Annotated in this window: 26 protein-coding genes; 14 read left to right on the top strand and 12 right to left on the bottom strand. The window is 71.2% G+C overall.

Annotated features, from left to right (window positions below):
- Position 1: 1 nt before the first annotated feature.
- Entirely contained in the window at positions 2 to 2047 is a 2046-nt protein-coding gene (locus ACNNMR_RS04605; RefSeq protein WP_419993212.1) for a glycoside hydrolase family 97 protein, read from the bottom strand.
- Positions 2048 to 2161: 114 nt separating this feature from the next.
- On the opposite strand from ACNNMR_RS04605, the gene ACNNMR_RS04600 reads away from it, so the two are divergent.
- From ACNNMR_RS04600 to ACNNMR_RS04570, 7 genes are all read left to right on the top strand, one after another.
- A complete protein-coding gene (locus ACNNMR_RS04600; protein WP_419993211.1) occupies positions 2162 to 3406 on the top strand; it encodes an amidase in 1245 nt (414 codons plus the stop codon).
- Between the two features lie 211 nt (positions 3407 to 3617).
- On the top strand, positions 3618 to 3926 hold the full coding sequence (locus ACNNMR_RS04595; RefSeq protein ID WP_419993210.1) for a hypothetical protein: 309 nt from the start codon (positions 3618 to 3620) through the stop codon (positions 3924 to 3926).
- Between the two features lie 103 nt (positions 3927 to 4029).
- Positions 4030 to 4533 carry a putative T7SS-secreted protein gene (locus tag ACNNMR_RS04590; protein ID WP_419993209.1) on the top strand — a complete coding sequence of 168 codons (504 nt, stop codon included), beginning with the start codon at positions 4030 to 4032 and terminating at the stop codon, positions 4531 to 4533.
- Between the two features lie 50 nt (positions 4534 to 4583).
- Positions 4584 to 5776 (top strand): IS3 family transposase gene (locus tag ACNNMR_RS04585; protein WP_419993208.1). Its coding sequence is split into 2 segments (ribosomal slippage): positions 4584 to 4848 and positions 4848 to 5776, totalling 1194 coding nucleotides; the frame shifts between segments, so codons are not numbered across the junction.
- 104 nt (positions 5777 to 5880) lie between these two features.
- Positions 5881 to 6540 carry a hypothetical protein gene (locus ACNNMR_RS04580; protein WP_419993207.1) on the top strand — a complete coding sequence of 220 codons (660 nt, stop codon included), beginning with the start codon at positions 5881 to 5883 and terminating at the stop codon, positions 6538 to 6540.
- 143 nt (positions 6541 to 6683) lie between these two features.
- The gene (locus ACNNMR_RS04575) at positions 6684 to 7394 is read left to right on the top strand and encodes a hypothetical protein (RefSeq protein ID WP_419993206.1); all 711 of its coding nucleotides are present in this window, start codon (positions 6684 to 6686) and stop codon (positions 7392 to 7394) included.
- An 81-nt stretch (positions 7395 to 7475) separates the two neighbouring features.
- On the top strand, positions 7476 to 8192 hold the full coding sequence (locus ACNNMR_RS04570) for a hypothetical protein (RefSeq protein WP_419993205.1): 717 nt from the start codon (positions 7476 to 7478) through the stop codon (positions 8190 to 8192).
- Positions 8193 to 8275: 83 nt separating this feature from the next.
- Here ACNNMR_RS04570 and ACNNMR_RS04565 read toward each other — a convergent pair whose 3' ends face one another.
- Complete coding sequence (locus ACNNMR_RS04565; RefSeq protein ID WP_419993204.1) at positions 8276 to 8842, bottom strand: hypothetical protein; 567 nt, start codon at positions 8840 to 8842, stop codon at positions 8276 to 8278.
- Between the two features lie 237 nt (positions 8843 to 9079).
- Here ACNNMR_RS04565 and ACNNMR_RS04560 point away from each other — a divergent pair, with 237 nt between their 5' ends.
- On the top strand, positions 9080 to 9331 hold the full coding sequence (locus tag ACNNMR_RS04560) for an amidase family protein (RefSeq protein WP_419993203.1): 252 nt from the start codon (positions 9080 to 9082) through the stop codon (positions 9329 to 9331).
- Between the two features lie 151 nt (positions 9332 to 9482).
- On the opposite strand, the gene ACNNMR_RS04555 is transcribed toward ACNNMR_RS04560, so the two are convergent.
- The gene (locus tag ACNNMR_RS04555) at positions 9483 to 10421 is read right to left on the bottom strand and encodes a GNAT family N-acetyltransferase (protein ID WP_419993202.1); all 939 of its coding nucleotides are present in this window, start codon (positions 10419 to 10421) and stop codon (positions 9483 to 9485) included.
- A 140-nt stretch (positions 10422 to 10561) separates the two neighbouring features.
- Between ACNNMR_RS04555 and ACNNMR_RS04550 the strand changes: the two genes are divergently transcribed.
- Positions 10562 to 11158 (top strand): LppU/SCO3897 family protein, encoded by a 597-nt coding sequence (locus ACNNMR_RS04550; RefSeq protein ID WP_419993201.1) that lies wholly within the window; start codon positions 10562 to 10564, stop codon positions 11156 to 11158.
- 1 nt (position 11159) lies between these two features.
- Here ACNNMR_RS04550 and ACNNMR_RS04545 read toward each other — a convergent pair whose 3' ends face one another.
- The 4 genes from ACNNMR_RS04545 to ACNNMR_RS04530 all read right to left on the bottom strand — a co-directional run bounded on the left by ACNNMR_RS04545 (position 11160) and on the right by ACNNMR_RS04530 (position 13733).
- A complete protein-coding gene (locus ACNNMR_RS04545; protein WP_419993200.1) occupies positions 11160 to 11897 on the bottom strand; it encodes a DUF2797 domain-containing protein in 738 nt (245 codons plus the stop codon).
- A gap of 186 nt (positions 11898 to 12083) precedes the next feature.
- The gene (locus tag ACNNMR_RS04540; protein WP_419993199.1) at positions 12084 to 12518 is read right to left on the bottom strand and encodes a tautomerase family protein; all 435 of its coding nucleotides are present in this window, start codon (positions 12516 to 12518) and stop codon (positions 12084 to 12086) included.
- 55 nt (positions 12519 to 12573) lie between these two features.
- A complete protein-coding gene (locus tag ACNNMR_RS04535) occupies positions 12574 to 13149 on the bottom strand; it encodes a DUF4865 family protein (RefSeq protein ID WP_419993198.1) in 576 nt (191 codons plus the stop codon).
- 8 nt (positions 13150 to 13157) lie between these two features.
- Positions 13158 to 13733, bottom strand: coding sequence for a TetR/AcrR family transcriptional regulator (locus tag ACNNMR_RS04530; protein ID WP_419993197.1), 576 nt, complete (start codon positions 13731 to 13733; stop codon positions 13158 to 13160).
- Positions 13734 to 13909: 176 nt separating this feature from the next.
- Between ACNNMR_RS04530 and ACNNMR_RS04525 the strand changes: the two genes are divergently transcribed.
- The 3 genes from ACNNMR_RS04525 to ACNNMR_RS04515 are packed head-to-tail and all read left to right on the top strand — an operon-like array spanning position 13910 to position 17525.
- Complete coding sequence (locus ACNNMR_RS04525; RefSeq protein ID WP_419993196.1) at positions 13910 to 14206, top strand: SHOCT domain-containing protein; 297 nt, start codon at positions 13910 to 13912, stop codon at positions 14204 to 14206.
- A complete protein-coding gene (locus ACNNMR_RS04520) occupies positions 14203 to 14973 on the top strand; it encodes an ABC transporter ATP-binding protein (protein WP_419993195.1) in 771 nt (256 codons plus the stop codon). The genes ACNNMR_RS04525 and ACNNMR_RS04520 overlap by 4 nt, the downstream gene beginning before the upstream one ends.
- Positions 14970 to 17525: an ABC transporter permease gene (locus ACNNMR_RS04515; protein WP_419993194.1), complete on the top strand. Its 2556-nt coding sequence runs from the start codon at positions 14970 to 14972 to the stop codon at positions 17523 to 17525. The genes ACNNMR_RS04520 and ACNNMR_RS04515 overlap by 4 nt, the downstream gene beginning before the upstream one ends.
- Before the next feature lie 10 nt (positions 17526 to 17535).
- Here ACNNMR_RS04515 and ACNNMR_RS04510 read toward each other — a convergent pair whose 3' ends face one another.
- Positions 17536 to 18039, bottom strand: a complete 504-nt coding sequence (locus ACNNMR_RS04510) for an ATP-binding protein (protein ID WP_419993193.1) — start codon at positions 18037 to 18039, stop codon at positions 17536 to 17538.
- Between the two features lie 38 nt (positions 18040 to 18077).
- A complete protein-coding gene (locus ACNNMR_RS04505; RefSeq protein WP_419993192.1) occupies positions 18078 to 18407 on the bottom strand; it encodes a hypothetical protein in 330 nt (109 codons plus the stop codon).
- A gap of 125 nt (positions 18408 to 18532) precedes the next feature.
- Between ACNNMR_RS04505 and ACNNMR_RS04500 the strand changes: the two genes are divergently transcribed.
- A complete protein-coding gene (locus ACNNMR_RS04500; protein WP_419993191.1) occupies positions 18533 to 19669 on the top strand; it encodes a PLP-dependent cysteine synthase family protein in 1137 nt (378 codons plus the stop codon).
- Positions 19670 to 19696: 27 nt separating this feature from the next.
- Here ACNNMR_RS04500 and ACNNMR_RS04495 read toward each other — a convergent pair whose 3' ends face one another.
- Both ACNNMR_RS04495 and ACNNMR_RS04490 read right to left on the bottom strand, forming a co-directional pair.
- Positions 19697 to 20173, bottom strand: coding sequence for an SRPBCC family protein (locus ACNNMR_RS04495; protein ID WP_419993190.1), 477 nt, complete (start codon positions 20171 to 20173; stop codon positions 19697 to 19699).
- Positions 20173 to 21039, bottom strand: a complete 867-nt coding sequence (locus tag ACNNMR_RS04490) for a DeoR/GlpR family DNA-binding transcription regulator (protein WP_420000259.1) — start codon at positions 21037 to 21039, stop codon at positions 20173 to 20175. Before ACNNMR_RS04490 ends, ACNNMR_RS04495 begins: the two co-directional genes overlap by 1 nt.
- Before the next feature lie 165 nt (positions 21040 to 21204).
- Here ACNNMR_RS04490 and ACNNMR_RS04485 point away from each other — a divergent pair, with 165 nt between their 5' ends.
- Entirely contained in the window at positions 21205 to 23553 is a 2349-nt protein-coding gene (locus ACNNMR_RS04485; protein ID WP_419993189.1) for a hypothetical protein, read from the top strand.
- Here ACNNMR_RS04485 and ACNNMR_RS04480 read toward each other — a convergent pair.
- Positions 23529 to 25931, bottom strand: coding sequence for a right-handed parallel beta-helix repeat-containing protein (locus tag ACNNMR_RS04480; protein WP_419993188.1), 2403 nt, complete (start codon positions 25929 to 25931; stop codon positions 23529 to 23531). The two genes, ACNNMR_RS04485 and ACNNMR_RS04480, sit on opposite strands and share 25 nt — an antisense overlap.
- Between the last annotated feature and the right edge of the window lie 84 nt (positions 25932 to 26015).

The raw sequence follows: 26015 nt of genomic DNA, 5'->3' as shown, positions 1-26015 counted from the left end.
GTCAGCCGCGCAGGGGCCTAAGGCGGATTGCGGTGCCACCGGCGGCGGGGAGGCGCAGGTCGAGGACGGTCGACGACCGTACGGCCCGCGTCTCCACCTCGATCGGCAGCGGATTCTCGTGCCACTCCGTGTCGGCCGCGTCGCGGTAGATCTCCGCTGTGTGCCGGCCGGGTGGCAGGAAGCGCAGCGGCACCCGGAGCGTCCGGTCCAGCTCGTCCGTGATCGCGCCCAGGTACCAGGTGTCGCCCTTCCGGCGGGCCGCGACGGTGTAGTCGCCGATCACGCAGTCGAGGAACCGGGTCTCGTCCCAGCTCGCCGGCATGTCCTTCAGATACGCGAAGCCCGGGTGTGCGTGGTAGTTCTCCGGGGTGTCCGCGAGCATCTGCAGTGGGCTGAAGAAGAGCGTGTACAGGGCGAGTTGAGCGGCCGAGGTGGTCTGCACCCTCGTGCCCAGGCCTGCCGGGTCCCACGTCACATTGAGCACGCCGGGGGTGTAGTCGGCGGGCCCTCCCATGTAGCGCGTGAAGGGGAGGATCGTCGCCTGCTCCGGCGGGTTCCCGCGCGGGCCCATGTAGTTCTGCTGCTCCATGCCGGCGACGCCCTCGCCGGTCATCATGTTCGGGTACGTGCGCGCCAGCCCTGTCGGCTTGATGGCCTCATGCGCGTTGATCATGATGCGGTGGCGGGCGGCGGTCTCGATGACCCGCTGGAAGTGGCGTACCGCCTCCTGGTCGAAGGTGCTGCGCGGCACGCCGCCGAGCTCGAACCTCGTCGCATAGCCGGACTTGATCGCGTGGATGCCGAGCTCCTCGTACCGCGTGAAGATCTCCTCCAGATGCTCGTCGTAGTAGTCGACGAAGCCGCGGGTCTCGTTGTGCGCGATGAAGCCGACGCCGTTCTCCCGCGCGTAGCGCAGCACCTCCGGCAGGTCGAAGTCGGGCTGCGGGGTGAGGAAGTCCTGGCCGGTCCACTGGCCGCCGGCGTTCGTGTTCCAGCCCTCGGCGAGGACGCTGCGGGCGCCCGCCTCCTTGGCGAGGTCGATGTACTGCTTGACGCGCGCGGTGGTCGCGCCGTGCTTCGGGCCCGCGGTCCAGGTGGTGTGGCGGCGCTGCAGCTCCCACCAGACCCCGACGTACGTGCCGCTGGAGATCCACGAGGTGTCTTTCAGCGCGCACGGCTCGTTGAGGTTCTCGATCAGATGCGATTCGGCGAGGTCGCCGGGCCGGTCGCCGATCGTCAGGGTGCGCCACGGGGTGGCGAACTCGCCCTTCAGATGCGCCTTGTTGCCGTCGGGGAGGCTGATCAGCTCGCTGGCGAAGGTACCGGGGCTGGTGCCGTCCGAGGTGAGCGTCATGCTCGGATAGTCGATCAGCGCCGCCTCGTGCAGCACCGCGTGGTCGCCGGACGCGGTCATCAGCGTCAGCGGAGTCTGCGCGGTCTCCACCTCGGACAGCGGCGCCCGCCGGTAGTGCTTCTCGTCGGCCCGCCAGTCGGTACCCGCCGCCAGCGACCAGCTCGTGGCCGTCGGCGGCAGCGCGAATTCGGTGCGCTCGGCGGTGACGGTGTATGCGTCGAGCCCTGGCTGCGCCGGCAGGCGATAGCGGAAGCCGACGCCGTCATCGAAGACCCGGACGATCAGGTCGAGCCGCAGCCCTGTCTCCGGCTGTACGGTCCGCAGCACGCACTCGCGGGCGTGGTTGCGTACGCGCGCGTCGGCGCCCCACACGGGGCGCCACCACTCGTCGACGGTCCGGCGCTCGACGGACTCCGCCACCAGGCCGCCGGTGAGGGAGGGGCGGCCGGCGAGGTCGAGCCCGAGGCCCGAGGAGGCCACGAGGGCGCGGCCGCGGTAGTCGACCTCGTAACGGAGACGTCCGTCCACCACGGCGGTGGTCACCCGCACCCGGCCGTTCGGCGAGGTGGTGGTGACGCGGCCGGGCTTCGCGGGGGACGCGGCTGCGGCGGGGACCGGGGCGGCAAGCGCGCCCGTGAATACGGCACTTGCGGTAGCGCCGAGGATCGTACGACGGTTCGGCTTGCTGACCACTTCACGCTCCATCACTGCTGGGCGGATACGGGGCGGGGATGCATCCGGTACATCCTGTGGGCGATCATCGTGGCCCGGCAATGGTCGCGGCAGCCGGGATCGTACGATCCCCTCATGGACGACTCGCGCATAACCGCCGACCGGATCGCCGCCGACCGGACCGCCGCCCGCATCGAGGAACTGGATCAGCAGATCCAGGCCTTCGTGCCGGAGGACGACCGGCGCGGGCGGCTGATGGCCGAGTTCGCGGCGGTGCCGGGGGAGGGGCCGCTGGCCGGGGTCGCGGTCGGGGTGAAGGACATCATCAACGCCGATGGGCTGGCGACCCGTGCCGGGTCCGAGGTGCCCGCGGAGGTGTTCGACGGTCCGGAGGCGTCGCTGGTGGCGCGGCTGCGGGCCGCCGGGGCCGTGGTGGCGGGGAAGACGGTCACCGCGGAGTTCGCGGCCGTGGCGCCGGGGGAGACGCGCAACCCGCACGATCTCGCGCACACGCCGGGCGGGTCGAGCAGCGGCAGCGCCGCGGCCGTCGCCGCGGGGATGGTGCCGCTGGCGATCGGCACGCAGACGCTGGGGTCGGTGATCCGGCCGGCGGCGTATTGCGGGGTGGTCGGGTTCAAGCCGACGTACGGGCGGATTCCGGTGGATGGGGTGATCCCGAATGCCGCGAGCCTGGACACGATCGGCGTCTTCGCGCCGGATGTGGTGGGGGTGGGGCGGGCGGCCGGGGTGCTGTGTGATGGGTGGCGGGCGGGGGAGGCCGGGGGCGGCACACGGCCGGTGCTCGGGGTGCCCGAGGGGGCGTATCTGGAGCAGGCCGAGGAGGAGGGGCTGGCGGCCTTCGAAGGTCATCTGGAGCTGCTGCGCGCGGCCGGGTACGACGTGCGTCGGGTGCCGGTGATGGCTGACTTCGCCGCGATCGTGGAGCAGGTGCGGATCGCCAATCGCTACGAGCTGGCGCAGGCGCACGCCGACTGGTTCGCCCGGCACGGTGACCGGTACCGGGCCGAGACCGCGCAGGCCATCGCCGAGGGGCAGGCGGTGTCGCGGGCCGACTACGAGGCGGCGCTGACGGACCGGGCGACGACGCGGTCGCGGCTGGCGGCGGCGATGGACGACAGCGGCATCGACGCATGGGTGGCACCACCGGCAACCGGGCCCGCGCCGCACGGAATTGCGACAACCGGCAGCCCGGTCATGTGCCTGCCGTGGAGCAACGTGGGCGTGCCCGCGCTGACGCTGCCCGCGGGGCGGGCGGCGAACGAGCTGCCGCTTGGGCTGCAGGTCCTCGCCCACCGGGATGCGGACGAGGAGCTGCTGGTTTGGGGGAGCGAGCTGGAGAAGGTGCTGGCGGCGGCGTGAGGACGGACCCGTACCTGCCCGGAGCGGAGTCAGGCGGGCCGGCCCACGTCCGGGGCCGCGACGAAGGATCCCGCCTGCGGACGCAATGGACTTTGCGGGGCAAGCGGGGCAAGATCCAGGCCTGAACGCACCACGTTCGACCTCAGCCCCTAGGGTGCAGTCTTGGGTAAATCTTTACTCGGCAGAGCCACGGACTCATCGGGGGGAGTAGATGTCCGATCTCTGTATCGACTTCGACATGCTGGACAGCACTCGCAAAGATCTGCGGAAGATCACGCGGATCCTGCGCAAGCCCGGCGAGGAGATGGACCGCCTCGACGCCTCCGATATGGGTGAGCTGACGCTCGCCCGGCGGATGCACGACTTTGGGGACGAGTGGTCGTACGGCATCAAGGAACTGGGCAAGTTCTCCGATGCGGCCGCGGAGGCGCTGAAGAAGATCAAGAAGTCGTTCGCGGACCTCGACGAGGATCTCGAGAAGGCCCTGAGTAAGGGCGGCAAGGGAAGGGGCGCGGCGTGAGCGACTTCTGGGTCGGGCCCCGCCGGGCTACAGCGAAGCGGACAAGGCCGCCTTCCCCGGACTCGGCTTCAACCCTGCCCCCGGTGACCATCGCTCGGCAGATTTGATCGCCCAGTCCGTACGCCATGCTGCCCGGGCTCTCGGCGACATCCAGCAAGTGCTGCATGGCACCGGCAGGGGCGAGTGGCGCGGCCAGGCAGCGGAGAAGTTCCGCGACCAGTTCGACAACGACTTCCGTCCGAAAATAGACAAGGCCGAGGATTCCTTCGGCCGTTCGGCGTCGGCGCTGGAGGACTGGGCCGACTACATGATCCCCAAGCAGCGCCGGGCCCGGGACCTGGAGTCACAGGCCGAGGCCGCCAAGAAGCGGGCGGAGGACGCCCGGAGCGCCGCGGACGGGCTTCCCGGCAAGCCGCCGCCCTGGGACCAGCCCAAGGACAAGGAAGAGGAGAAGCAGCGCGAGCAGCTGGAGGAGCGGCGAGGCAAGGCGGAGCAGGCCGCGGTCGATGCCGAAGAGGCCCTGGAGGAGATCCTCCGGGCGGCCAGACGACTGGCTGAGAGCTACCGCGAAAAAGGCGAGGAGATTGAGCTGCACCCCGTTTCGTAGCGTCCCTGAAGCCAGGTCTATGATCTTGGCGTAAGGAGACACACGAGCAAGTGCCAGCACCACGGAAGTACCCCGACGAGCTCCGCGAGCGTGCCGTCCGCGAGGTCCGCACCAGCGGACGCCCGGTCGCCCATGTCGCCAAAGACCTCGGCATCCACAAGGAAGCCCTGCGGCAGTGGGTCCGCCAGGCCGAGGCGGACAGCGGCGACCGCGATGACCGGCTTACCAGCGCCGAACGCGACGAGCTGAAACAACTCCGCAAGGACAACGCCGAGTTGAAGCGGGCCAATGAGATCCTGAAGGCCGCTTCGGTGTTTTTTGCCCAGGAGATCGACCGTCCCCGGACGAGGCCGAGCAGGTGATCGACCACCTGAAGGAACGCGGCCTCGGGGTCGATCCCGTCTGCCGGGTGCTGGACCTGTCGGTCTCGACCTATTTCGCCCGCAAGCGGCGCCCGAAATCGGCCCGCCGGCTGCGCGACGAACAGCTCATGCCCATGATCGAGGAGATCCACGCCGAGTCCGGCGGCACCTATGGGGCCCGCCGGATCACCCGCGCGCTGCGGCGCAAGGGCGTCGAAGCTGCCCGCTGCACCGTCGAGCGGCTGATGCGCGAGCTGGGCCTGGAAGGCGTCATCCGCGGCCAGCGGCGCCGCACCACGATCCCCGAGCCGACCGCGCCGCGGCCGCCGGACCTGGTCGACCGCGACTTCACCGCGGACCGGCCGGATCAGCTGTGGGTGGCGGACATGACCTACGTGCGGACCTGGTCCGGCTGGGCGTATGTCGCGTTCGTCCTCGACGTGTACTCGCGGATGATCGTCGGCTGGCAGATCGCCGGTCACATGCGGACCGAACTGCCGCTGGACGCCTTGGAAATGGCGCTGTGGCGCCGGAGGATCAAGACGGGTTCCGGTCTCATACATCACAGCGACCGCGGGTCGCAATACGTATCAATTCGATACACAGACCGGCTCACCGACATCGGCGCCTCGGCATCCGTCGGGTCCGTCGCGGACAGTTACGACAACGCCATGGCGGAGGCGCTGAACGGCACCTTCAAGGCCGAGCTGATCGAGATGCAGGGCCCCTGGCACGACGTCCACCAGGTCGAGCGGGCGATCTTTCGCTGGGTGACGTGGTACAACGAGGAACGGCTCCACTCCGCCCTCGACTACGTGCCACCCGCCGAGTACGAGGACGCCTTCTGGCGAAGTCAGGAAGCCACCCAGCAGTCCGCCTGACCAATCAAGTCCGGACGCTATGAAACTCGGGGCAGCTCAAGATCGCCGAGCGGCTGAAGCGGGCCCAGGACATCGCGCCCAACGAGCCAGGCTGGCTCGACAAGTTGGGCGATGCACTGAGTGAACTGGACGACATCATTGGCCAGGCGCTGGACAATGCGCTGGAAGGTCTCAAGAACTTCCTGAAGGAGCACGCGGCATTCTTCAAGATGTTCGGCGACATCCTTGGCATGATGAGCCTCGTCACCGGACTGCTCGCGTTCATTCCTATCCTGGCGCCCATCCTGGGTCCGGTCTCCCTCATCCTCGGTGGCCTCGCCGCAGTCAGCCATTACGCCATGGCAGTCGGCACGACGGGCAGCTTCACCGCCGCTCTCACCGACAAGACGTTCCTCACCTCGGCCGCGGGCGCCGCCTTCGGCGGTGGCGCCTTGGCTGCCGGCAAGGCCCTCAAACTGGCGGTCGGTCCAGGGGCCCCCGGACTTTTCAAGGCGGTCGCCACCGGACAGGCCGGAGGCCAGACCGCGGCGGCATTCTCGGCGAGGAGTCTGCAGTTCGCCGGTAACGTGTGGGCGAACACCACGGCCTTGGCTCCGGGAGGAGGCGCCCAGAACTTCCTGGACATCGGCAAGGCGGCCGTCGAGGGTGGCAAGGCTATTATTCCCGGAGGCGAAGACGGGGACCCCAAGATGCCGGCGTTCCTCGACGGTGAGGCCGCGAGGGACAGCGTGCAAAAAGACATGGAGGCATACGGACGGAAATGACTGGCAGGTCAGTGGGGCGGGGCAGGCAATCCCGAATCCTGTTCAGCCACTCGGAAAGGGGGCTTTCGTGCGCCCAGGGTTTGGCATGACGTCTTGGCCCGCTCAAGCGGGGCTTGGCAGGCCGACACAGGAGAGGCGATCCGATGTCGTGGCTTGAACGGGTGCGGCGCTTCGAGCAGACTGCGTCGCGAGCCCGCCTGATGGCAGCGGGATTCGCGCTCGGCGGCGTGCTGAGCGTCCTCTTTGCGCCGCTGCACCTGACGGGGCTGACGTGGGAGGATGTGCCAACCTACATCATCGGTGTGCCTCTGGTAGGTGCCGGTACCTTCGTCTTCGTGCGGATTTACGTATCGGCTCGGCAATGGATTGTGATTTTCTTCGTGCTTGCCTGCCTGCCGCTGCTCGCCGGATTCATTTCGGACAGTCATGACCGGATTCTTAATGATCGAGGCGAGCGCACTGTGGCGGTCGTCACTCAGGTGATTAACAAGCATCGCAATGGAATCCACTATCGGTTGGCCAAGCCGAATGGTGAGGCTATCTCAGGTGATTTGTCGCAGGCCGGTTCGTACGATGTGGGTGACCATGTCGACGTGGTGGCTGATCCTGCGGGAAAAGCCGACCCAGTCCTCGCGAAGGATATCGACGCAAATGCCACGCTGGCGCCGCACGAATTCATTCTCTTTTGCGCGCCCTTGCTGGCAGTCACAACGTGGGCCGCTGCAACGGTCCACACGAAGCGCCGGCGCCTGCCACCTCCGCCGGTAGCGCCTTACGGACCGCCGCCGGGTGGTTTCGGGCCCCCGCCCGGGCCCAATAGCGCTCCTCCTGGCCATGGCTGGGGCCCCCGCTGAGTCGGAGTGCCAGCGGCAGGCGCCAACGATGCTGCTGATGCGCCGGACTCGTGATCCTTCCGCATAGAGAGAGACCGCGCCATGACCGCACCCCCTACTCATGAGGCCGTTGATTCGGAGCCGGCGCCTGCGATGGGAGAGGTTAGCTTCTATGCGCCAACCGACTGGCTCGACATCCTCGAGGACCCGAACGATGAGGAAGCTGCCTATGAACGCCTCCAGGAGGTGGCGCGCCTTTCCTTCCCTGACCATGCGCAGGACGTGCGGAATTCGATCGTCGAAGGTGTGATGAATACCCGGCGGATCTTCCTCGCCGACGGGATGCTGTCGTGCGGTTTGGTAGCGGTGCCGGAGACGCAAGGCGGACCGGCGGCATGGATGATCTGCAGTGGTGTTGTTGAGGTGGGGGAGGTCGACCCGGATTTCAGTATCGGTTCCATCTTCGCCCGCTATTTCGGCCAGGAGTTGGCCGGTAAGGATGTATATCTGGAGGACTTTCCCACGGCGATCGGCTCCGGAGTGGGGCTGATAAGTACACCCCATGTGTTCGAGGATGGCACCGTCAGCCCCTTTCCCGAGTTGACATCGGCCGACAGCGGTGGGCCAGCTCCGCGAACGACTATCGGGATGGCAGTAGGACTCGCTGTACCTCAGGGTGGCGGCCGCAGTCTACTCATTGTCGGTCACTGCATCGATGCCCGCCAGGTACATGAACTCGCCTGTGTGATTGCGCTGATGGTGAGCAGGTCGACCATCCAGGTATATGGACAGGAGAAGCCGCCGCAGGGCACGGAATGATCTGAGTCATGCCCTGTACGGCAATTTGTGCAGGCCGGTTCCTAGTCCTTCGGGACCGGAGAGCCCCAGCGCGACGTTGCAGGTCATGCGGAGGCGGCCAGGAGGCCGATGATTACTATCACTATTGATGCAACTGGAATGACGACCACCATCAGCAGCATTTGCAGGGCAAAGGCACGGACTTCCGAATAGCGGCGGCCTTGGATGAGATTGGGGTGGAAGCGGCCCATCACGGACATGAGTCCGGTGCGTTCGGCGGCTCTGGTTGAGACGACGACCTTCGAGTTGACCGGCATGGTCAGCAGTGTTCTGCGAATGACGGCTTCCAGGGACTCCTCGTTGTGCTTGAGCCGTTTGACCATGACCCGCACGCCGTGTATGTCCGTGAGTATCAGGCTGTCGTCGACGGTGCCGCGGTTGCCGGATATCTCGAGCCTGCCGACCTTCGCCAGGCGGGCGAGGTCGACCGTGCGGCGCCCGCTCACCGTACGGACGGACGGCAGGCGGTCGTCGTAGAGGCGCGCGTCCCAGCCGTAGTGGGCGTAGATGGCCAGCGCCAGGGACGTGATCAACGTGAAGCCGTTGACGATGGCGAGGGCTGTGCTTGCCGCCCCGTCGCGGACCAGTACCGCCACGACGATGATCGTCACCCACGGCAGTGACCACGCCGTGACATCGACCGCCTTTCGGTTTCCGCGGCCTTGCCCAGGGAAAACCCGGCCTCGCTTCCGGCCGGGGGCGGCGGAGGCGTATTCGGGGAAGTGAGGCTCGGACATCACGATTCCTAACGCTGGAGGAACAGGTGGTGCGTGCCGCCGATGCCGGGCGGCTTCCGTCACCTTAGAAGGCCCGCCAAGCCATTGCGGACGGGGCGGCTGGCGGCGGCCATGGATGAGAGCGGCATCGACGCGTGGGTGGCGCCGCCCACGACCGGGCCGGCGCCGCGGGGGATCGCGACCACCGGCAGCCCGGTCATGTGCCTGCCGTGGAGCAACGCGGGCGTGCCCGCCCTGACACTGCCCGCGGGCCGCGCGGCGAACGACCTGCCGCTCGGCCTCCAGGTCGTCGCCCGCCGGGACGCGGACGAGGAGCTGCTGGCGTGGGGGAGCGAGTTGGAGAAGGTGCTGGCGGAGGCGTGAGGCGCGGCCGCGGGCGGCGGGCGGACCGCGGCAGCCTGTGCGCGGACTGCGGCCGCGGGCGCGCGGCTTGCCGCAGCTGGCGCGCGGACTTTCGCAGCCTGTGCGCGGCCTGCCGCGGCCGGCCCGTGGACCGCGGCAGCATGCGCCTGAACTATCGCAGCCGGCGCGCGAATTCCTGCCGGTCGGCGAAGTTCTCGTAGCCCGCTCGCTCGAAGGCCCTGGCCATCGCGGTGTTACCCGCGTCGCAGTCGCCGCGGATGCCATCCGCGCCGGCCGCTAGCAGGAGCCGCGTGCCGCGGGCCACCACCGCCGTGGCGTAGCCCTTGCCGCGGTGGGCGGGGTGCACGCTCACCAGGCCGATCACGGCGGTCGTGGGGTTACGGGCGGGGAGGCTGAGGGCCGCCGGGGTGCCGTCGGGGGCGTAGCCGAGCTCCCACCACTCGGGCTCGTACACGAGCGCGTCCATGTCCGCGAGGAGGCGCTCCGCCGCTCCGCGGGCTCCGTGCCGCTCGACGTCCGCGGCCAGGTGAGCGTCGGCGCTGGTCGGCAGCGCCGCGGCGAGGAGGTCCAGGAACGGCTCCCGGCCGAGCTCCGGCAGCGCCCGCCATGTCAGCCGCTCGTCGTGGGCGGTGGGTTCGGCCCCGTGACGCAGGCGGTAGCGGCGGCCGTCGCGGGTGGTCGCGAAGCCCGCGGCGCGCAGCAGCTCAGCGCGGCGCTCCGGCCGCTCCTGGAACTGCGGCGGCTGCGCGGGGGAGTCGATGACGTGCTCCAACTGCTCGGCCCCCAGCGATGCGGCCAGCTCGGCGGCCTCGTCCAGCAGTGCCCGGCCGGTGGCCAGGTCCGGCTTGTCCCAAGGGACTTCGAGCAGCACGAGGGCCATCGGGACGTCGTGCCCCGGGAGCGTCCACAGCGCGAGCGCCGCCTCCGGCGCCCCGTTCGCCCCCTCCGCGACTAGGCACCAGTCCGGGCGGGTGCACTTCTTGGCCAGCAGGTCGTCGAGGTAGGCGGCGGCGTTGGCGTTGCGCTCGGGTTGGCCGGGACGCTCGACGAGAGCGGGGAGCTCGGTCGGGCGGGCGCGACGTATGGCCATGAACGGGACCGTCCTGTCTGCGGAGGCGGAGCTCAAGCGAGCACCTGCGCCGCACATCACCTTGGACCGGTGGCGGGTGTCAACCGGATTCGTACGCGATAGCGTTGCGCCCACCCTCTCGCCTGCCGCACAGGAGTCGCATGAACAGGCCCCAGCCACCCTATGGTGGCCCGCCCCAAGGCGGCGGCCAGCCACGCCCGTTCGGCCCGCAGCCGCAGGGCCCGTACGGGGCGCCGCAGCCGGTGCCGCCGGGCGGCGTGCCGCAGGAGCAGTACGGGATGCCCCCGGGCGGGGTTCCCTACGGCACCCCAGCTCCGCCCTCGTTCCCGCAGCCGCTTCCGCCCCGCCGGCGCCGGACCGGGCTGATCGTCTTCTTCGCCGTCGCCGGGGGGCTGTTGTTCGTGAGCGTGGCGATGGCGGTGCTGGCCTGGCTCATACCCGGGGATGACACGGTAGGCGCGGATGCCGGCGACTGCGTCGAGGTGGCGGAGGACGTGGACAACGCGGACGACAAGGCCAAGGACGCTCGCGTCGTCGACTGCGGGGACGCTATGGCCCAGTACAAGGTGCTGGCGAGGATCGAGGGCGTGAACACCACCGCCGAGGCCAGTCCGCGTTGCAGGGCGGAGGCGCCACGGTTCGACACCGTATTCGTTGCGTACACCACAAATCGTGAGGGGACCGTACGCCGCGCAGACATGGACGACTACGCGCTCTGCCTTCAAGAGCTGCCCTAGCTCAGAACAGGGATTCCGCTGCAACGACGTCGTCCGCCACCGGTATCGGCGTGGTCGGCGGTTCCGCCCGCGGTTCTTCCGCCTGCGGACCTTTTGCCCGGACCAGCGGCCAGCCCGCGGCCAGATGCGCGTCGAGGAGCACCTCGCCACCCGCCGTCGACAGATATACGTCGGACCCGGCCACCGCCCGCACCTCGCCCACCAGCGCCGCCCCCGCCGCCAGCCCGGTCACCCGCGCCACCGGCCGAGGAGCCCGCGGCTCGAGGCCGAAGAGTGCGGCGTGGTCCACCGGTTCGTACGGTGCCGGGGTCAGCGTCTCCTGCCAGCCCGGCACCGCGAGCGCCGCCTCGTACCGGCCGCGGAGCTCCGCCTCCCGCTCGCGCGCAGGCGGCAGCGAGACCCTGGCCGCCCGCTTCCGCGGCGCCCGCACCCGCTCCGGGATGCCGAGCGCGGCCCCGAGCACCGCCTCGGTGCGGCGCGCGGACATCAGCGGCCCGTGACCCAGGAAGGTGAAGCACACCGCCGCCTGCTCCAGCAGCCGCGCCGGGCCACGCTCCTGCGCCGTGATCCCCACCTTCACCAGACCGGTCCCGAACCAGGCCAGATACACCGCATACGGCCGCGGATCATCCGGCACCGTATCCGCCGCGACCGACTGCGAACGGTCCAGCGCCGCACACCGCTCACACTGATCCCGCACCGCCGCCGCGGGCGTGCCCGCCGCGTCCGGACACGCCATCCGCCTCCCGTTCCGCACGACCCCGACACACTCGCGCACCGCCCCGACCGGCACCGCCAGCGAAATCGAAGCCCCCAGCCTCAGCTCCCCACCATCCCGCTCCCCGCCCTCCGGACGAAACCACCGCCACCCAGGCACCCCCTTCCGCCACCGAACCCCCGCACACCGCCAGCTCATGCGCCCACGCTAAACGCCCCCACTGACATCCCGTCCAGCCGTCGCAGCACCGAGCGGCGCCTCGGCGTACTGCGCCACGCCGTTCCCGAAGGACCAGTCGATCGGCGCGTTCTCGTGGAGCGACACAAAGACATTCCGCGGCTCCGTCCCCGCGTATTCGTGGCAGCGTTCGGCGATGCCGCGGTACAGGGACTGCTTCTGCTCGTCCGTCCGGCCGCGGCGCATCGTGATGCTCACGTAAACGAGGCCGTCGTCGCGGTGCACGCCGAAGTAGCCGTCGTCGTACCGCAGCGTGCTCGCCGTGCCGTCGTGACCGGTGAGGACCTGAAAGCGGTCGTCCGGCGGGATGCCGATGGCCTGCACCAGCGCGTCATGGACGGCGCGGTCGAGGGCGTCGAGCCGAGCGGGGTCCGCGTGGAGCGCGTCGATGCGTACGAATGGCATGGGGATTCCTCCTTGAGTGCTGAATCGGCGGCCGCGGGGGCGGTACGCCCCGGGCTCACCACTGCCGCCCGGGCCTGATCCCGTCGGCCTCGGGCGCGGACAGGTGCAGGACCTCGTAGCGATCCCCGGCGTCGGCGGGGGCGTCTGCGGACCACAGGGTCAGCCGGATCAGCTCCCAGTGCCGCGGGTCGATCGCCACCGTCGCGGAGTGCAGACCGGGCACCGTCGCCCCGCCGCCGAGCGCCACCTCGATCGCGCTCGCCGGATCCTCGCCCCCCGTCAGATACCGGCGCGCGATGGCCGCCGAGCGCGGCGCCCTGCCGTACTCAGGCCCCCGCTCATGCCCCACCCCGGTCCAGTGCTGCACCACCGGCCGCCCGAAGTCCCGGATGATCCCGCGGAATCCATCGCCCCACAGGAAGGAATTCATCCCCTCCGCGGTACGCCACACATAGAACGGCGCATACGCGTTCACCGGCGACCCGCCCACCCCCCGCTCCCGGATCAGATACGCCTTGAAGCCCAGCCCGCGGAAGCCGTCCAGCAAGTGCCCCTTGGCGGCGACACGTTCACGGATGATCCCCATGTCGTAGTCGGCGGGCAGCGTTATCTCGTACTGCATGGCATGCATGGCATCCCTCAATCGCTCGTACGGATCAGACCGAGCGCCCCGCGCACCGCGTGCTCGAACGGCTCCGCCGACTGCGCCGCCCGCGCCAGGACGTAACCCCCCTGCACCGCCGCCGCGATGGCGGCCGCCGTGTCCTCCGGGTCGAGTGCCGCGTCGAGTTCGCCGGCCCGAACGCCCTCGGCGACGACCTCCGCCAGCCGACCGCGCAGCCAGTCGAAGAGCTCATCCACCGGGGCGCGCAGCTCGGGCGAGGCGACGATGTCCGGGTCCTGGGTCAGCCGCCCTGCCGGGCAGCCCCGCAGCACATCCCGCTCCCGCATCAGATACGCCTCGATGCGGTCCGCCGCCGTGCCGGGCCCGGACAGATCGGCCCCCGCGACCGCCCGCATCTCCTGCGTCGTCGCGCGGATCGCGGCCAGCGCGAGCGCGGGCTTCCCCGCGAAGTGGTGGTACATGCTGCCCTGGCCCGCGCCCGCCCGCTGCTGGATCGCCTTCGGGCTTGTGCCTACGAAACCGCGCTCCCACAGCAACTCTCTCGTGGCCTCGATCAGCCTCTCCGGGGTGCTCATACCCGCACTGTACATACTAGTAGGTACAGAATCCAGCGGCGGCCGGCGAAGTACCCGCCGACCGCCCCCGTACTCCCCGGGGAGCAGCCCAGGAGCCGCTGGCCGTACGACGATTTCCGACCCCGGAAAGACGACTCTCGGTAGCGAAGCAAGCAAAGGAAACAACCGGTCCTACCGAGGAGCTGAACGAGATGGAATTCCTTGCACACCCCGGCCCCGATGGCGGCCCCGGCCCGTGGATCCTGTTCTTCCCGCTGCTGTGGGCGCTGGTCATCGGCGGATTCTTCTTTGTCATGCGGCGCACCGTGTGGCGCGGGCGGCGTGGCCCGTGGCAGCAGCGTGAGCGCTACAGCGAGTCCTCGCCCGTGTCGGTGCTCGGCCGGCGCTTCGCCTCCGGCGAGATCGACGAGGACGAGTACTGGCGGCGGCTGTCGGTGCTGAACGACGAGTTCGGCAATGCGGCCGCGGGCAAGGACGGTGCCGCATGAGTTACTCCGCCCCGGTGCTGACTGCCGCGGCGGCCCGGGTCATCGACGCCGTGAAGGTCTACGGCGTCGGTGACACCGAGGTGCGGGCCCTTGATGGCGTGAGCGTCGACTTCCCGGCAGCTCGCTTCACCGCGATCATGGGCCCGTCCGGGTCCGGCAAGTCCACCCTCATGCACTGCGCCGCAGGCCTCGACTCCCTCACCGAGGGCGCCGCCTTCATCGGCGATACGGAGCTCAGCGGACTCGACGACCGGCGGCTCACGCTGCTCCGCCGCGACCGCATCGGCTTCGTCTTCCAGGCCTTCAACCTCCTCCCGACGCTGACCGTCGCGGAGAACATCACCCTCCCCATGGACCTCGCCGGCGACCGGCCCGCCCCCGAGTGGCTCGACACCCTCATCGACGTCGTCGGCCTCCGCGACCGGCTGCACCACCGCCCGAGCGAGCTCTCCGGCGGCCAGCAGCAACGCGTCGCCGTCGCCCGCGCCTTCGCCGGGCAGCCGGACGTCGTCTTCGCCGACGAGCCGACCGGCAACCTCGACTCCCGCTCGGGGGAGGAGGTGCTGAACCTGCTGGGCCGGACCGTACGGGAGATGGGCCGGACCGTCGTCATGGTCACGCACGACCCCTCAGCAGCCGCGCACGCCGACGAGGTGGTCTTCCTCGCCGACGGGCGGCTCGTCGACCGGATGCAGAGCCCGACCGCCGACCTCGTACTCGACCGTATGAAGGCCCTCGACATCGGAAAGGAGGCGCAGCGGCCATGAGTGCCATCAGCGCTTCGCTGCGCATCAGCGCCAGTTCGCTCCGCGCCCACAAGCGGCGCTTCGCCGGGACCTTCCTCGCGGTGCTGCTGGGCGTGTCCTTCCTGGCCGGCACGCTGGTCATGGGGGACACCCTGCGGAGCGCGTTCGACACCATGTTCGGGCGGGCGGCGAGCGGCACCGACGCCGTCGTCCGCAGCGCGGACGCGATCACCACGCCGGGGGAGTCCTTCGGCACCCGCGAGCCGGTCTCCGCCGCGCTCGCCGACAAGGTCTCGAAGGCCGAAGGCGTCGCCGCCGCGGAGCCGAACATCCAGGGCCGCGGCCAGCTGCTCGGCAGCGACGGCGAGCCCATCGGCGGCCAGGGCCCGCCCACCCTTGCCGGCAACTGGATCGCCGACCCGGACCTCAGCTCGTACCAGCTCGCAGAGGGCCGCGCGCCCGCCAAGCACGGCGAGGCGGTCATCAACCGCGGCGCCGCCAAGACCGGCGACCTGAAGATCGGCGACACCACCGTCGTACGGACCCCGGACGCGCTCAAGGTCACCATCGTCGGGATCTCGGAGTTCGGCGGCGAGGACGGCATGGGGCAGACGACCTTCACCGGTCTTACGCAGTCCGATGCCGCCAAGTACCTGGTCCCGAAGCCCGATGAGGCCGCCTCCATCCAGGTGCGCGCCGGTCCCGGCGTCAGCCAGCAGGAGCTCGTCGACGCGATCAAGCCCGCGCTCCCCAAGGGCGTCGAGGCCGTCACCGGGCAGGAGATGACCGAGGAGAGCCAGGACCAGATCTCCGGGCAGTTCCTGTCCATGTTCACGATGATGCTGCTGGTCTTCGCCGGTATCGCGCTGCTGGTGGCGACCTTCTCCATCCACAACACCTTCGCCATCGTGGTCGCCCAGCGCACCCGCGAGAACGCGCTGCTGCGCGCCCTCGGCGCCACCCGCCGCCAGGTCGTCGGGCAGACGCTCGTCGAGGCCGTCGCGGTCGCCGTGGTCGCCTCCGCCGCCGGGCTCGCGGGCGGCATCGGGATCGCGGCCGGGCTGCAGGCGCTGTTCCCCGCGGTCGGCTTCCCCTTCCCCGAGGGCGACTTGGTGATCAAGTGGCTGTCGCTGGTGCTGCCGTTCGCCGTGGGTCTCGTCGTCTGCGTCGCCTCCGCGCTGATGCCTGCCGTACGGGCCGGGCGCACCGCGCCGCTGGCCGCGCTGCGCGAGACCGCCGTGGACACGGCGGGCGCGTCCCGTACCCGGGCGATCGTGGGTACGGTGCTGGCCCTCGCGGGCGTCGCGGTCACCGTGACCGGCGCCGCCTCAGGACCGTCGGTGATGCTCACCGCGACCGGCGCCGTCGCCACCCTCGCCGCCTTCGTGGTGATGGGCCCGGTGGCCGCCTCCTATGCCGTACGGACCCTGGGCGCCCCGCTGCGCCGCGTCACCGGGCGGCTGGCGAAGCAGAACGCGCTGCGCAGCCCCAAGCGCACCGCCGCCACCGCCACCGCGCTGATGATCGGCGTCGCGGTCGTCTCGCTCTTCACGGTCTTCGCCTCATCCCTGCAGACGACCATGAACCAGACCGTGTCGCGCTCCTTCGCCGGCGACGTCGCGATCCAGGCGTCCGGCTTCGGCGCCGGGCCCAACGGCCTCAGCCCGAAGCTCGCCCCGGCCGTCGCGGACCTGCCCGAGGTGGACACCGCGCTCGGCCTCGGCAAGGGCGTGGCCCGGGTCGACGGCAGCGGGCGCGAGCTCGCCGTCACCGACCCGGCCGAGATGGGGCGCGTCCTCGACCTCGGCAAGGTCGACGGCTCGCTGACCGGCTTCGGCACGGACGGCATCGCCGTGAGCGAGGGCGAGGCGGACAAGCGCGGCTACAAGGTCGGCGACACCGCCCGGCTGTCCTTCACCGACGGCACCAAGGAGAGCTTCAAGGTCCGTGCCGTATACGCCGAGGACGGCATCGCCGGTGACTACGTGATCACCCGCGCCGCCTGGAAGCCGCACCAGCTGCAGGACTCCGACAACGTCGTCGCCGTCGCCTTCAAGAACGGCGTCGGCACCGACGAGGGCAAGTCGGCCGTCGAGAAGGTCGCGAAGGACTACGGCAACCCCGAGGTCCAGACCCGCGACGAGTACGCGGACAGCGCCGCGGCCGGCATGGACATCATGCTGACCCTCGTCTACGCGCTGCTCGCCCTGGCGATCCTCATCGCCCTGCTCGGCATCGCCAACACCCTCACCCTCGCCGTCCACGAGCGCACCCGCGAGCTCGGCCTGCTGCGCGCCGTCGGCCAGACCCGCGCACAGCTGCGGGCCATGGTGCGGTGGGAGTCGCTGCTGGTCGCCGCCTTCGGGACGGCCGGCGGTCTGGGGCTCGGGGCGTTCCTCGGCTGGGCGCTGGTGAAGGCGTCCGACAGCGCGGGCACGGGAGCGTTCTCGGTGCCGCCCGTACAGCTGACGGTGGTGGCGCTGGTGGGCCTGCTGGCCGGCGCGCTGGCCGGCTGGCGGCCGGCCCGGCGGGCGGCGCGGCTGGACGTGCTGCGGGCCATCGCCACGGAGTGACAAGGGCTGGTCAGCCCCCCGCGGCGCCCGTCTGCCCCCGCAACCGGGGCGGGCGGGCGTCGTCGCGAGCCACGCTCCCGTTCCCGTACGCATGCGGCGGCGGCGTGGGCGGCGGCGGGATCGGCGGGGCCGCCAGCGAGAACCACACGGACTTGCCCGCGCCGCCCTCCCGCACCCGGCAGCCCCAGCTCTCCGACACGGCCGCCACCAGCGGCAGCCCGCGCCCGCACCCCGACAGCAGCTCCGGCGGCTGCATCTCGGGCAGCCGCGGGTCGCCGTCCCGTACGGACACCAGCAGCTCGCCCGGCCGCAGCTCCAGCTCCACCGTGCAGTGCTTGTCCGGCTCGGCGTGCCGGTGGACGTTGGTGAGCAGCTCGGTCAGGGCCAGCGCGGCGCGGTCCACGAGATGGTCCAGATGCCAGTAGCGCAGCTGTGCCGAGACGATTCTGCGCGCCTGGCCGATGCGTGCGGGAGCTGCCTCCAGCTCCACGGTGCAATGCCGGTGCGGCCTCACGGCGGGCCCCCTGCGCGGGTCGGTGAGCTGTGCGGGCTTCAGGTGCGCCCGCTGCGGGCGCGCGCCGTACGGACCGCCTCCAGGAAGCGGTTGTCGTCCGGCGGGCCGCCCATGCCCGGGCGCGAGTTCCGGGGGCCCAGGGTCAGCGTGTAGCGATGTCCGTTCAGCGTGGCGTGCGCGCGGCCCTCGCGGGCGAACAGCGGCCTGGCCGCATGCACGTGCTGTACCGGCGCGCTGTCGATCTCCCGGCCCAGGCTGGTCAGCAGCTGCAGCCTGCCGTCCTTGATCCGCACCTGTCCCGCGCGGGTCAGCGAGCGCAGCCAGCGCCCGATCCGCACCCCACGCGCGGTGAATTCCGTATCACCCACCGTGTACCCCTCCTCAGCACCCCACCTATCGAGCATGCCCGCGCCCGGGCCGCCACACCAGAGTCGCCATATGATCGCCAGTGCCCGGACCCGGGCGGAACAGGCACGGCAGAAGGAGCGGCGCGGTGAGCGGCGTACTGGATCCACAGGCGGAAAGCGGCCCCGCGCAGACCATTGACGTGGACCGCAGCGACGCGGCGTACCGCGCCTGGCTGAAGGAGGCTGTGCGCAAGGTTCAGGCCGACAACAACCGCTCGGCCGACACGCACCTGCTGCTCTTCCCCCTCCCGGAGCACTGGGGCATCGACCTTTACCTCAAGGACGAGTCCACCCACCCCACCGGCAGCCTGAAGCACCGCCTGGCACGCTCGCTCTTCCTCTACGGCCTGTGCAATGGCTGGATCCGGCCGGACCGGCCGGTCATCGAGGCCTCCAGCGGCTCCACGGCGGTGTCCGAGGCCTACTTCGCCCGGCTGATCGGGGTGCCCTTCATCGCGGTGATGCCGGCCACCACCAGCAAGGAGAAGACCCGCCTCATCGAGTGGCACGGCGGACAGTGCCATCTGGTGGACGACCCGCGGACGATGTACGAGGTGTCGGCCCGTCTCGCCGAGGAGACCGGCGGCCACTACATGGACCAGTTCACCTACGCGGAACGGGCCACGGACTGGCGCGGGAACAACAACATCGCCGAGTCGGTCTTCCACCAGCTGCGCCTGGAGCGCTACCCGGAGCCGGCCTGGGTGGTGGCCACGGCGGGCACCGGCGGCACCTCGGCGACCATCGCCCGTTACATCCACTACATGCAGTACGACACCCGCGTGTGCGTAGCCGACCCGGAGAACTCCTGCTTCTTCGACGGCTGGGTGACCGGCGACGCGGAGACGCACTGCGAGACCGGCTCCCGTATCGAGGGCATCGGGCGGCCGCGCATGGAGCCGAGCTTCATCGCCTCCTCGATCGACCGGATGATGAAGGTCCCGGACGCGGCGAGCATTGCGGCGGTACGGGCCCTGGACACCGCCATCGGGCGCAAGGCGGGCGGCTCCACCGGGACCGGGCTGTGGTCCGCGTTCAAGATCATCGCGGAGATGCTGGAGCAGGGCAGGACGGGGAGCGTGGTCACGCTCTACTGCGACCCGGGCGACCGCTACCTCGACAAGTACTACTCGGACGCCTGGCTCGCCGAACAGGGCCTGGACATCGGCCCGTACGCGGCAGCTGTCAACAGCTTCCTCGCGACTGGCCGCTGGCCGTGCTAGCGGCTTCGCCGAGGGAGCGCCGGCGCGTCAGCCGCCGGTTTTCCCAAGTCGCGCGTCGAGTGCGCGCATCGCCTGCCCGAAGGCGCGGTTGAGCCCCGGCCGCGCCAGCGCGATCGCGCCTCGCACCAGCGCCGGCCCGTCCGCCGCCCACACCCAGTCGACGCGGGTGCCGCCGGGGGTGGGGGAGAGCCGCCAGTCCTCCAGCAGGGCGGTGATGCCGGGGGCGTTGGTCTGCTCGACGCGGTAGGCATAGCGCTCGGCGGGCTTCGCGGCGAGCACCGTCTCCGTAAAGCGGATACCGCCCTTGAGCCGGACCCGGCGACCGCCCTCGAAGGACTGCGCCTTGCTGACCGCGGCGAACCAGCGCGCCCAGCCCGGCGCGTCCTCGGCCAGCGCCCCGTACACGGCCTCCGGAGGCGCGGTCAGATGGCGGGTGAACACCATCCGCACCGGCGCCTCGTCGGCGAAGCCGAGCGGCACCGGACGCAGCAGTCGCGGCGCCATCAGCTCCCCGCCTCCCGGGCGCCGCCCGGATACGCCCCGTTCTGCTCACCGGCGACAATCAGCTCCGGCGGCTGCTCGGCGATCTCCGCACGCGCGGCCGCGCTCAGCCCGGCGTCCGTCACCAGCGCGTCGACCTCGTCCAGCGGGGCGAAGGAACTCAGGCCCACCGTCCCCCACTTGGTGTGGTCCGCGACCACCACGACCCGGCGCGCCGCCTGCACGAAGCAGCGGTTGGTCTCGGCTTCGGCGAGGTTAGGGGTGGAGAGCCCCGCCTGCACCGATATGCCGTGCACGCCGATGAAGAGCATGTCGAAGTGCAGGCTGCGGATGGCCTGGTCGGCGACCGGGCCGACCAGCGAGTCCGAGGGCGTGCGGACGCCGCCCGTGAGCACCACCGTGGGGCCGCCGCTGCTGCCCGGCTGGGCGAGCGGGGAGGCGGCGGCCTGGGCGGTGTGGAAGACATCGGCGACGCGCACCGAATTCGTCACCACCGTGAGCCCCGGGACCTCGGTGAGCTGCCGGGCGAGCGCGAAGGTGGTGGTGCCGCCGGAGAGCGCGATGGCGCTGCCGGGCTGGGCCATCGCGGCGGCGGCGAGCGCGATCTGCTCCTTCGCGCTCGTCTCGATGCTGGACTTGGCCTCGAAGCCAGGCTCATGCGTGGACGCCTCGACCACCGGCACCGCGCCGCCGTGCACCTTCTCGATCACGCCCTGGCGGGCGAGCGCGTCCAGATCCCGGCGCACCGTCATGTCGGACACATGCAGCTTCCGGGTGAGCTCATTGACCCGCACGCCGCCGCGCCGCCTGACCTCATCGAGGATCAGGGCACGGCGCTGCTCGGCCAGGAGATTCTGGTTGTCGCCCATCGCCTCATCCTCCCACGCCCGTACGACACCCGGCCGGGTGTGCCGGGGCCGTGAAGACCGCGTCACGATTTCGACTCTCCTTGTGTGTGCTGTGCTGCGCACGTCAAGCGCAGCCGGAATCCTGGTGCCCTGACCAACCACAGGGGAATACCGGGGGACCAAGCCATGGCGCTGGAAACGGGGAAGGCCGCGAGCGAGCCCGCCGCGGCGCAGCCGGACGGCGGGGGGCGCTGCTCGCTGGAGTTGCTGGTGCACGGCGTCGGGGGTACGACGCCCGAGGAGATGCTGGACGATCCGCGGACGGTGCTGATCACCGGCGATCACACGGCGGGCATCCACCGGCGGGCGGTGGACGAGAAGGCCGAGGAGGAGGGCCGGGACGCGGGCACGCCGGTGCCGGAGGCGTACTGCTGGTCCAACCTGACGTCCGGCAATGGCGCCCGCGCGCTGTGGCTGGTGCTGCTGCCCTTCATGGTCATCAATCTGGCGCACTGGGTGCGCCCCGCCGCCCCGGCGAAGTCGGCGGCGCAGCGGTGTTACGACGTCGCGGTGCGGCTGCTCGCGCTGTCGTTGACGGTGCAGTTCGTGGCTGCCGCCGTTGAGGTGACGGTGGATCTGATGGCGTACCAGTGCGCCGGGTCCGCGCACTGCGTGGCCGGGAAGTCGTGGCTGAGCTTCATGTCCGCCGAAAGCGGCGGCTGGTGGGGCGAGCCCGGCCGCCGCCTCGCCGTCGGCGCGCTGGTCCCGGCGCTGATCGCGGGCCTGCTGTGGTGGCTTTCGCACCGCACCTGGAGCGCGTACGAGTCGGCCTCACCGCCGCCGCGCACCGGCCCCGCGACGCCGGAGAAGGACGGGGAGCGGCCGGTGCTGTCGCTGCCGGGCTTCTGGTACGGGCGGCGCCTGGTGGCCCGGCTGCGGGCGGCGCACACCGCCGCCGCACTCCTGATCATCGCCTCGGCGCTGCTGGCGGCCACCGTCGAGCCGGACACCGGGACCCTCGCCGCGCTGGGCTGGGTGCTGATCGCGCTGACCGCGGCGGGCTGGGCCGCGGTGCTGTACGTGGTGTGCCGCCGCGGCCGCAGCGAGGCCGAGCTGGACGACGGCGACGACCGGTGGGCGGTGCGCTGGCTGCCGCTCGCGGCGCTCGCCGTGCTGGCGGCCACGCTGGTGCACACGGCCTGGTCGCGCCCCGGCTGGGTCGCGGACGGGCGGCTGCCCGGCACATCGTTCTTCGGCGGCGTCGCCATCGCCCAGGGCGCGCTGATCGCGGTGCTGGCCGTGGCCGCGTACCGACTGCAGCGCCACGCCGAGGGCCGGGCACCCGTGCTCGGCGGCCAGGCGGGCCCCGTCGTCGCGCTGCTGGCCGGGGCGCTGTCCTGGGTGTACTCCGGCGGCCTCGCCCAGCGCATGGGCGACTGGCTGGACCGCGGCGCCACCCCCGGCGACCCGGGCACCATCCCCGGACCGCCGGTGGTGCTGTCCTGGCAGGCCACCGTGATACCGCTGATCCTCGCCGTGCTGGTCCTGGTCGCCATCGGCGCGGGTCTCCGCCTGGTACGGGTCAAGCGCAAGGTCACCGGCGAAATCCCGGGCCTCTACCCCGACGACGCCGAGAAGAAGCGCCTGAACGCCCCGCGCTCCCGCGCCATCGCCGGCGCCGTCGCCCGCGCCGACCTCACCGACGCGGCTCCGGCCATGCTCGCCGTACTGGCGGTGGTCAACCTGATCCTCTCCGGCGGCGCGGTCGCCGGCGCCTGGGCCACCGACCAGGTCCCCGGGCAGGCCGCCATGGACGCCCCGGGCCTGATCCCCGGCTTCGCCGCCACCGGCCAGGCGCTCGGCTCCTGGTTCGTCGGCGCGCTGCTGATACTGCTGCTGACCACCGGCAGGCGCGCCTACAAGGACGCCTCCGCCCGCCGCACCATCGGCATCCTGTGGGACGTCGGCACCTTCTGGCCGCGCGCCGCCCACCCCTTCGCCCCGCCCTGCTACGCCGAGCGCGCCGTCCCGGACCTCACCTGGCGGATGTGCACCTGGACCGACCGCCACCCCAAGGGCCGCCTCGTCCTCTCCGGCCACTCCCAGGGCAGCGTCCTGTCCGCGGCCGCCATCTGGCAGCTCGACCCAGGCGTCCGCAAGAAGGTCGCGCTGCTCACCTACGGCTCACCGCTCACCCGCCTCTACGGCCACTGGTTCCCCGCCTACTTCGGCTCCGCGCAGCTCACCGCGCTGCACAAGGACCTCGACACCTGGCGAAACCTCTACCGCCCCACCGACCCCATCGGCGGCCGCATCTGCCTTGAGAACGGCGAGGAGACCGACGACATCGACCGCCCGGCCCTCCGCGACCCGGTCAGCTACGGCCGTACGCCCGACCACCCGCTCCCGGCCCCCATCAACGGCCACTCCGACTACCAGTCCGACCCCGCGTTCGCCGAGGAACGCACCTGGCTCCTCAAGCGCCTTGCGGGCGGCAAGACCGTGCCGGCTCAGCCCGGCAAGTCCTCCGGATAGAGCAGCGTCAGCTCGTCGGTCGTCGGCTCGGCGAGCTGCGCCACCCGCCCGGCGTGCCGCTCGACCATGGCCTCGAAGGTCTGGCGGGCGGTGCGCCCATTGCCGAACGCCGGGCCCTTCGGCAGGTCGGCGAAGTACTTCCGCAGCGCCTCCGCCGAGCCGTCCGCGAGGTGGTACTCGTGCTCCTCGGCCTGCTGCTCGACGATTTCGAGGAGCTCCTCGGCCGAGTAGTCGCCGAAGGTGATGGTGCGTGAGAAGCGGGACGCCACCCCCGGGTTGGCGGCGAGGAAGCGCTCCATCTCCGCCGTGTACCCGGCGACGATCACCACCACCGCCTCCCGGTGGTCCTCCATCAGCTTCACCAGCGTGTCGATGGCCTCCCGGCCGAAGTCCCGCCCGGCGTCCTCGGGCGAGAGGGCGTACGCCTCGTCGATGAACAGCACGCCGCCGCGGGCCCGGTCGAAGGCCTCCTGCGTACGGATCGCGGTCGAGCCGATGTGCTGGCCCACCAGATCCACCCGGGACACCTCCACCAGATGCCCGCGCCCCAGCACACCGAGCGCGGCGAGGATCTCCCCGTACAGCCGGGCGACGGTCGTCTTGCCGGTGCCGGGGGAGCCGGTGAAGACCAGATGGCGGCGGACCGAGGCGGCCTTCAGACCCGCCTTCTCGCGCTGCCGGCCGACGCGGATCATGTCCGTGAGCGTACGGACCTCGCGCTTGACGCTCTCCAGGCCGACGAGCGTGTCCAGTTCACCCAGCACATCGCCCGCGGGCCGGGACTCGGCCGCCGGGGGAGCGGCGGGGGCGGGCACGGCCTCCTCCTGGGCCGCCTGCACCGCCGGCTGCGCCAGCAGCCCGGTCTCCGTGGCCGTACGGGCCGTGGCGGGGGCCGCGGCCTCCGCGCGCTCGCTGCTCTCGTCGCTGGTGCAGTCCTCCGTGACCGGGCCCTCCAGCGCGAACTCGTACCCGCCGCGGGCGCAGCGCTCCGTACGGCAGCGGGTCAGCACCGTCCGGCAGCCGTCGATTACATGAAAGCCATAGCCGCGGCTGCCCGTCACCCGGCAGCCGTGGAACGAGCCGCGCCCCTGCGCCGACACGTACACCCCGGCCTCCGCGGCCGAGCTCACGGTGGTCCGCTCCACCGACGGGTCCGCGCCCTTGGTGACGATCACGCCGGTGGCCACCGAATCGATCGTGCAGTCCGCGATCCGCCCGCCGCTGCCGTGGTCCCGGAACCAGGCCCCGGTCGCCGCGTCCCGGATCCGGCAGTCCGACACCTGCACCGCCGCCCCGTCGCTCACCGACACGGCGGTGGACCGGACTTGCGCGATGTCACAGCCGGTCAGGTCGGCCCGCGAGCCGCGGTCCAGGGCGAAGACGGCGTCCGGGATGTCGTGCAGCCGCGACTTGTCGAGGACCGCGGCGGCGCCGTCGCTGACCCACACCGCGGGATAGTCGCCCGTGCTGTCGTGGATCTCGCACTCCTCGGCCGCGACCCGGGTGCCCGGGTCCCACACCGACAGGCCGTTGCGGCCGAAGCGGCGGATGGTGGTGCGGTTCAGATTGAGCTGCGAACGGGAGCGCATGTCGACGGCGTTCTCAGGAATCTCGTGCAGCTCGCAGCCGTCGAGGGTGAGGACGGCGTCCGTATCGAGCGTCACGCCGTCGGTGGCGGTGCGGTGGACCGTGCAGCCGGTGAGATGCGCGGTGGCGCGGGCGGAGACCTGCACACCGGTGCCGCCGGTCTCGTACACCTCGCACCCCTCGGCCTCGGCCGTCGAGCCCTCGCCGCCGACGGAGAGCCCGGACCCGGCGGTGTGGTGCACCCGGCAGCGCTCAAGACGCGGTCGCGCCCCGCCGCGCACCGTTACGCCGTCCTGCCCGGCGGCCAACACCTCGCAGTCCGCCGCCAGTCCCCCCGCGGCGCCGGTATAGGAGATGCCCGTACCGCCCGGATTGTCGACCGTGCAGTGGCGTACGACAGGGCGGGCCCCGCCGCGCACCTCGATGCCGGCGGCCGACCTGGACACCACGCGGATCCTGGACAGCTCGGGTGTGCCGTCCTCCACCAGCACGGCGGGCGCCGAGGCGTCCTGCCCCTCGATGTGCAGCCCCTCGACGACGGCGGCGGCCCGGACGGTCAGCGGCACACCGTCGGCCGGGGCGATGCGGACCGAGCCGGTGGCGGCGTCAGGACCGCGCAGCGTGACGGCGTGCACCACCACGACATTTTCGCGATATGTGCCGGGCGCGATGGACAGCACGTCGCCGTCCCCCGCGGCCTCGAGGGCGTCGGCCAGCGAGCCGTACTCCCCGGTGCGGCGACGCCACCGCGAGGTCGAGGTGTGCGTCACCTGGACGGAGCCCTGTGCCATGGTCTCGCTTTGCCCTCACTGCGTTCGCGCCGGTTCGCCTCTTGCCTGCTACACCGTAGCGCGCGGGCCTGTGGCGAACTGGCC

The sequence above is a fragment of the Streptomyces boninensis genome, assembly GCF_048572725.1.
Taxonomy (GTDB): domain Bacteria; phylum Actinomycetota; class Actinomycetes; order Streptomycetales; family Streptomycetaceae; genus Streptomyces; species Streptomyces boninensis.
Note: the sequence above shows the minus strand (reverse complement) of the source record. Positions and strands in the feature narration are given on the sequence as shown.

Coding starts and splice junctions, on each gene's coding strand:
- ACNNMR_RS04600 (WP_419993211.1), top strand. CDS start 2,162: ATGGACGACTCGCGCATAACCGCCGACCGGATCGCCGCCGACCGGACC.
- ACNNMR_RS04595 (WP_419993210.1), top strand. CDS start 3,618: ATGTCCGATCTCTGTATCGACTTCGACATGCTGGACAGCACTCGCAAA.
- ACNNMR_RS04575 (WP_419993206.1), top strand. CDS start 6,684: ATGTCGTGGCTTGAACGGGTGCGGCGCTTCGAGCAGACTGCGTCGCGA.
- ACNNMR_RS04570 (WP_419993205.1), top strand. CDS start 7,476: ATGACCGCACCCCCTACTCATGAGGCCGTTGATTCGGAGCCGGCGCCT.
- ACNNMR_RS04560 (WP_419993203.1), top strand. CDS start 9,080: ATGGATGAGAGCGGCATCGACGCGTGGGTGGCGCCGCCCACGACCGGG.
- ACNNMR_RS04555 (WP_419993202.1), bottom strand. CDS start 10,421: ATGGCCATACGTCGCGCCCGCCCGACCGAGCTCCCCGCTCTCGTCGAG.
- ACNNMR_RS04550 (WP_419993201.1), top strand. CDS start 10,562: ATGAACAGGCCCCAGCCACCCTATGGTGGCCCGCCCCAAGGCGGCGGC.
- ACNNMR_RS04545 (WP_419993200.1), bottom strand. CDS start 11,897: ATGGCGTGTCCGGACGCGGCGGGCACGCCCGCGGCGGCGGTGCGGGAT.
- ACNNMR_RS04540 (WP_419993199.1), bottom strand. CDS start 12,518: ATGCCATTCGTACGCATCGACGCGCTCCACGCGGACCCCGCTCGGCTC.
- ACNNMR_RS04535 (WP_419993198.1), bottom strand. CDS start 13,149: ATGCATGCCATGCAGTACGAGATAACGCTGCCCGCCGACTACGACATG.
- ACNNMR_RS04530 (WP_419993197.1), bottom strand. CDS start 13,733: ATGTACAGTGCGGGTATGAGCACCCCGGAGAGGCTGATCGAGGCCACG.
- ACNNMR_RS04525 (WP_419993196.1), top strand. CDS start 13,910: ATGGAATTCCTTGCACACCCCGGCCCCGATGGCGGCCCCGGCCCGTGG.
- ACNNMR_RS04520 (WP_419993195.1), top strand. CDS start 14,203: ATGAGTTACTCCGCCCCGGTGCTGACTGCCGCGGCGGCCCGGGTCATC.
- ACNNMR_RS04515 (WP_419993194.1), top strand. CDS start 14,970: ATGAGTGCCATCAGCGCTTCGCTGCGCATCAGCGCCAGTTCGCTCCGC.
- ACNNMR_RS04495 (WP_419993190.1), bottom strand. CDS start 20,173: ATGGCGCCGCGACTGCTGCGTCCGGTGCCGCTCGGCTTCGCCGACGAG.
- ACNNMR_RS04490 (WP_420000259.1), bottom strand. CDS start 21,039: ATGGGCGACAACCAGAATCTCCTGGCCGAGCAGCGCCGTGCCCTGATC.
- ACNNMR_RS04485 (WP_419993189.1), top strand. CDS start 21,205: ATGGCGCTGGAAACGGGGAAGGCCGCGAGCGAGCCCGCCGCGGCGCAG.
- ACNNMR_RS04480 (WP_419993188.1), bottom strand. CDS start 25,931: ATGGCACAGGGCTCCGTCCAGGTGACGCACACCTCGACCTCGCGGTGG.